The organism is Halomonas sp. ND22Bw, from assembly GCF_003011945.1.
GTDB classification, from domain to species: domain Bacteria; phylum Pseudomonadota; class Gammaproteobacteria; order Pseudomonadales; family Halomonadaceae; genus Halomonas; species Halomonas halophila.
Genome location: NZ_PXWD01001787.1, coordinates 1 through 236, shown reverse-complemented (window position 1 = coordinate 236; position 236 = coordinate 1). Strand labels below are relative to the sequence as shown.

Annotated in this window: 1 pseudogene; it reads left to right on the top strand. The window is 71.6% G+C overall.

The features are described 5' to 3' along the window. Positions 1 to 236, top strand: a pseudogene (locus CVH10_RS24435) (IS21 family transposase); the annotation flags it as partial.

Here is a 236-nt window from a genome sequence, read left to right as displayed (position 1 = left end):
CGTGCGCTGCGACGGTGAAGTCGTCGCCGACCATCCCCGGTTCTTTGGCCGGGACCGGACCATCTACGACCCGTGGCATTATCTGCCGGTGTTGGCGACCAAGCCGGGCGCCCTGCGCAACGGCGCACCGTTCCAGGGCTGGGAGTTGCCGCCTGCGCTGGCACGACTGCGGCGCAAGCTCGGCGCCGGCGACGATGCCGACCGGCGGTTCGTGCGGGTGCTGGCAGCGGTGCTCG